At 35.4% G+C, this 5,232-nt stretch carries 4 protein-coding genes; 2 read left to right on the top strand and 2 right to left on the bottom strand.

From position 1 onward, the window contains the following. Positions 1–91: 91 nt before the first annotated feature. Positions 92–991 carry an SPFH domain-containing protein gene (locus HT715_RS09940; protein ID WP_000963957.1) on the bottom strand — a complete coding sequence of 300 codons (900 nt, stop codon included), beginning with the start codon at positions 989–991 and terminating at the stop codon, positions 92–94. A 241-nt stretch (positions 992–1,232) separates the two neighbouring features. Here HT715_RS09940 and HT715_RS09935 point away from each other — a divergent pair, with 241 nt between their 5' ends. Then, positions 1,233–2,090 carry a 5'-nucleotidase, lipoprotein e(P4) family gene (locus HT715_RS09935; RefSeq protein ID WP_023937667.1) on the top strand — a complete coding sequence of 286 codons (858 nt, stop codon included), beginning with the start codon at positions 1,233–1,235 and terminating at the stop codon, positions 2,088–2,090. 1,085 nt (positions 2,091–3,175) lie between these two features. Here HT715_RS09935 and HT715_RS09930 read toward each other — a convergent pair. After that, positions 3,176–4,141: a DUF3644 domain-containing protein gene (locus tag HT715_RS09930; RefSeq protein WP_000793783.1), complete on the bottom strand. Its 966-nt coding sequence runs from the start codon at positions 4,139–4,141 to the stop codon at positions 3,176–3,178. 895 nt (positions 4,142–5,036) lie between these two features. On the opposite strand from HT715_RS09930, the gene HT715_RS09925 reads away from it, so the two are divergent. Beyond that, positions 5,037–5,232: hypothetical protein (locus HT715_RS09925; RefSeq protein ID WP_345789788.1), on the top strand; the 196-nt coding region annotated here is incomplete at its 3' end.

Below are 5,232 nucleotides of genomic sequence, written 5' to 3'. Positions count from 1 at the left end.
ATTTTCATTGAGTATAAATGTATATCAATATTTTTTGTTTTTCTTAATAAACGCAATGCAAAAAGAGCCTGTTGCCAAGCTCTTTAGTCTATTATTTCTTCTCAGCGCGAAGAGCTGACAAGATTTGTGTACGGATATCATCCACACCATTTGGCGTATTTGGTAAAAAGATAGTTTGATTTCCTTTAGAGGCAAAGGTGTTCAAGGTATCCAAATACTGGTTGGTCAATAGGATGGACATGATTTGTTCTTCTGTCATGCCAACATTGGCTTCCTTGAGTTCGGTGATAGACTCTGCTAAGCCATCCACAATTGCCTTACGTTGTTGGGCAATCCCCACACCATGAAGGCGGTCTTTTTCTGCTTCGGCTTCAGCTGCAGTGACAATTTTAATCTTATCGGCTTCTGCCAATTCTTGCGCTGCGACCCGTTTGCGTTGCGCCGCATTGATTTCATTCATGGATTGCTTAACTTCTGCATCTGGTTCGACCTTGGTAATCAAGGTTTTCACGATAATATAACCATAAGTAGTCATTTCTTCTGCTACTTGGTGTTGAACTTCAAGGGCAATCTCATCTTTTTTCTCAAACAATTCATCCAAGGTTAATTTTGGAACAGAAGAGCGAAGGGCGTCTTCGATATAAGATTTAATCTGAGATTCTGGACGCATGAGTTTATAGTAGGCATCTGTCACGCTCTGCTCATTGACACGGTACTGAGTCGCTACATTCATCATCACGAACACATTGTCCTTGGTCTTGGTCTCAACCACAATATCACTTTGCAGCAAGCGCAACTGAATGCGTGCTGCAATCGAGTCAATCCCAAAAGGCAAGCGAATATGAATACCGCTGTTGGAAACCTTTTGGTATTTCCCAAAGCGTTCAATAATCGCCACCGACTGCTGACGAACCACATAAACTGTACTCAGTGTGACTATCACCAATAGGAGCACACAAACAATCAGAAAAATCATGAAAAATATTGCCATAATGGAACCTCCACAAGTATTTTTCTAGTATTATATCACATTTAAAGAAGGCTGTGCCGTTTTTACTGCGATTTTTCCTGAAATGTCAATAATTAGAGGTGAAACTGCATTTCAAGTTAGTAATCTCTTTTTTTCACTGCATTAACTTCTATAGAATCTTCATCCATAGTCAGAGAATGACTTGCCTTAACTTTTCTCTCGTGCTATACTATTTATGAAATTAATGAATAGGAGATATTTCATGAAATCAGCAAAAACTACTGTTACAATCCTTTCTGCACTTGCATCTGTCGTCTTATTATCTAGTTGTGCAACAAAGTCTACAGAAACACAGACAAGCAATAAGAGCTCATCTGATAATCAGATTACAATGACATATGACCAACTACGGTCAAGAGAAAATACTATGTCAACCCTTTGGTATCAAAAATCAGCTGAAACCAAAGCCTTGTATCTACAAGGTTATAATGTTGCCACAGATCGTCTAAAGGAATTACTGAAAACAGAATCAGACAAGCCTTATTCAATCATTTTGGACTTAGATGAAACAGTCTTAGATAATAGTCCTTATCAAGTTCAAAATATCAAAGACGGAACAGCATTCACACCTGAAAATTGGGATATTTGGGTTCAAAAAGCTGCAGCAAAAGCCGTCCCAGGAGCCAAGAAGTTTCTTCAATTTGCCAATCAAAACGGCATCCAAATTTACTATATTTCTGACCGCTCAGTTAATCAAATAGATGCTACGATTAAAAATCTAGAAAACGAAGGAATCCCTGTACAAGGGCGTGATCACCTCATGCTCTTAGAAAGTGGTGTAAAATCCAAAGAAGGGCGTCGCCAAGCAGTTCAAGAGAAAACTAATCTAGTATTACTATTTGGTGATAACCTCGTAGACTTTGCAGATTTTTCGAAGATTTCTGAATCTGACCGTGATAAACAACTTGAAGAATTGCAAAAAGAATTCGGTGAAAAATTCATCATCTTCCCAAATCCAATGTACGGATCATGGGAAACAGCTGTCTACGCTGGCAATAAATTGGATGCTAAAGGTCAAGTGGAAGAACGCCAAAAGGCTTTGCAAGGTTTTAATAAATAAAACAAATAAGCTGATTCTATATAAACTAAGGTTAACTTACAATCTTCAAAAAGTGGATAGGAAGGAATTCTGATAATCAGAAAACTTTCCTATCCACTTTTTTAATTGATATAACATCAAGCTTTTATACATCTGATACTATACGTTTTTCTGATTTTAAAGACTTTGTCGCCTAGACCCTATATTTCAAGAATTAAGTGACCTTGATGATCTAAATTTATTGTGGTATACTATTTTTGTCATCGGTTACCGATTACGTTCCTATGGGTTCGTGAGAGGAGGTGAAACTAATGAGCCTTATCATAGAGCTCGCTCTTACTATTATAGCGGATGTTATAGCTGGAATTATCTTGTATTTCGTCTGCAGATGGCTAGATAGTAAGGAGTAGACCGAGTGACTAGCCTATAAACACCCGTTAAATCGCTAAGATACGTCAAAAAAGCCCTTAACTACGGCCATAGTTAGGGGCTTTGGTGTTCTAATGAACCTTATCAATTAACTACATTTTAGCATATAATCTACAATAGTTCAAGCATTAAGTGAGGTTGATGATCTAAATTTAGTGTGGTATACTATTTTTGTCATCGGTTACCGATTACGTTCCTATGGGTTCGTGAGAGGAGGTGAAACTAATGAGCCTTATACCAGAGCTTGCTCTTACTATTATAGCAGATGTTATAGCTGGAATTATCTTGTATTTCGTCTGCAAATGGCTAGATGGTAAGAAGTAGACCGACTGACTAGCCTATAAACACCCATTAAATCGCTAAGATACGTCAAAAAAGCCCTTAACTATGGCACTAGTTAGGGGCTTTGGTGTTCTAATGAACCTTATACACTAACTACATTCTAGCATATAAGCCCAGATATTTCAAGAGTTTTATTTATTTTTTCAGGTTCCCTTAGTTCTGAAAGGTATTTGATTTTTCATCAATTCATTTAAAAATACTATACAAATTTCTTTACATTTTCCATAAGTGTGATATAATGAACTCAATAAGATAACTTGTGAAGGATAAACGCTGGGTCCCAGAATGGGGTAGACTGAAAGGTTGAGCATTCCTATGTGCCTGGGGTTATCTTTTTATTTTGATTTTTTAAGGCTCTCTACAAAGTTTAGAGGGTCTTTTTCTATTTCTGTAATGATAAAGTCAACAAATTGCTGTGAATAGGTATAGTGCTCAGACTTACCTATTTTATGGCAATATGCAAATTTCTCGTCAGTTTTTATTGAATAGAAATCAATGATTAAGGTTAGAACATATTGATTGAAACCAGATTTATAATTTAATTTGATATTCTTCTTGTTTAATCGATCATTTACAACTGAGATGATATTCCCGTATGAATATTTGTGAGTCTCTGATGGATCTTTTAAATCTTTTACTATTGCTACTTGAGAGGGAGATTGATTTGCAATTGAGACAACGAAGTCAGCTTCAGACTTTTTCTTTGTGATGTATAGGTTTTGTTTTACACCGATTGCAAATTTATCTGAATTATACTCAGAAACAAGAACATCTATAGCATTTGCTTGCTGAATAAACTTTTCTGCAATTTCCGCTGGGTATTTTAGTCTGATTTGTTCATTTGTCAGAGGCTCATAACTTGCTGATATAGTTAGGAAATTTTGTGCAATGGTCTCAGTGATGTCTCTACCATGAAATCTCTGAAGTTCATTGACATAGTTAAGTACACACGCTTGAAATAGTGGAGCGTACTTTAGTTCGTAATCCTCTGTAATATAATGTGTGCTGATATTTCTAAGCTCAATAATACGCTCCAGATTTAGTCGAATTCGTGTACTATCATCGGAATAAATTTTCTTGATAACATTTTCAAGGCTGAGAGTTCTATCTGGATTATCCTTAAAATAGATTGATAGATTTCTATTTAGCATTTCAGACTTCAACATCAACTCCCAAGCATTACATATGAAAAAACTGAATCCTTCAATACGATATTTGATTGTAGGCTTGTTGTAAATTTCCAGCCCCATAATAAAGGCCTCAACACTTTTATCAACAAGTCGTTGACTTAAATTTTTCATATTTTTCTTCCCTCCAATCTAACTATTAAGCAATCTTTTTAATAAAAACAGTTGCTTTTTATTTTTTTCTTATTCATTTGTCAAATTTGCCGTTTTTTACAGTTTAGTTTATAAAGTCGGATTTCCCTTCCTCCATAATTTTCTTTTATAAAACATCAAGCCCTTAACTGACATCTGATTACTAAACAGGTAACTTACGAAAAATACGCAGACATATCAGAATTACAAGAGAATTTCTAATATCACTATATCGCTTCTTTTATTAAAGACTAACTTTTTTGTTAAAATGTTTATACTCAACAAAAATCAAAGAGCAAATTAGAAAACTAGGATTATATATTCCTGTAGAATATACCAAAACACCCCTTAACTATCGCACTAGTTAAGGGATTTGGTGTTCTAATGAACCTTGCCTATCGATTTTATTCTAACATACAGGTCCAGATATTTCAAGAGTTTTATTTATTATTTAAAGTTCCTTAGTTCTGAAAGGTATTTGATTTTTCATCAATTCATTTAAAAATACTATACAAATTTCTTACATTTTCCATAAGTGTGATATAATGGACTCAATAAGATAACTTGTGAAGGATAAACGCTGGGTCCCAGAATGGGGTAGACTGAAAGGTTGAGCATTCCTATGTGCTGGGGGGTATCTTTTTATTTTGATTTTTTAAGGCTCTCTACAAAGTTTAGAGGGTCTTTTTCTATTCCTGTAGAATATACCAAAACACCCCTTAACTATGGCAGTAGTTAGGGGCTTTAGTGTTCTAATGAACCTTATCCGATAAAATTATTCTAACATACAGGCCCAGATATTTCAAGAGTTTTATTTGATTTTGATATTTTTGAAATTCCTTAGGTGTCTGAAAGGTCTATAATGACGTTATACTCAATGAAAATCAAAGAGCAAACTAAGAAGCTAGCCGCAGGCTGCTCAAAGCACTGTTTTGAGGTTGTGTATAGAACTGACGAAGTCAGCTCAAAGCACTGCTTTGAGGTTGCAGATAGAACTGACGAAGTCAGCTCAAAACACTGTTTTGAGGTTGTAGATAAGACTGACGAAGTCAGTCACATATATACACTAAGGC

This window comes from Streptococcus sp. 4155 (assembly GCF_013276695.1).
GTDB lineage: Bacteria > Bacillota > Bacilli > Lactobacillales > Streptococcaceae > Streptococcus > Streptococcus pseudopneumoniae.
This window is presented reverse-complemented; position numbering and strand designations above follow the sequence as displayed.

Bases quoted from the DNA above. Each gene is read 5' to 3' on its own strand.
- HT715_RS09940 (WP_000963957.1), bottom strand. From the start codon at position 991: ATGGCAATATTTTTCATGATTTTTCTGATTGTTTGTGTGCTCCTATTG.
- HT715_RS09935 (WP_023937667.1), top strand. From the start codon at position 1,233: ATGAAATCAGCAAAAACTACTGTTACAATCCTTTCTGCACTTGCATCT.
- HT715_RS09930 (WP_000793783.1), bottom strand. From the start codon at position 4,141: ATGAAAAATTTAAGTCAACGACTTGTTGATAAAAGTGTTGAGGCCTTT.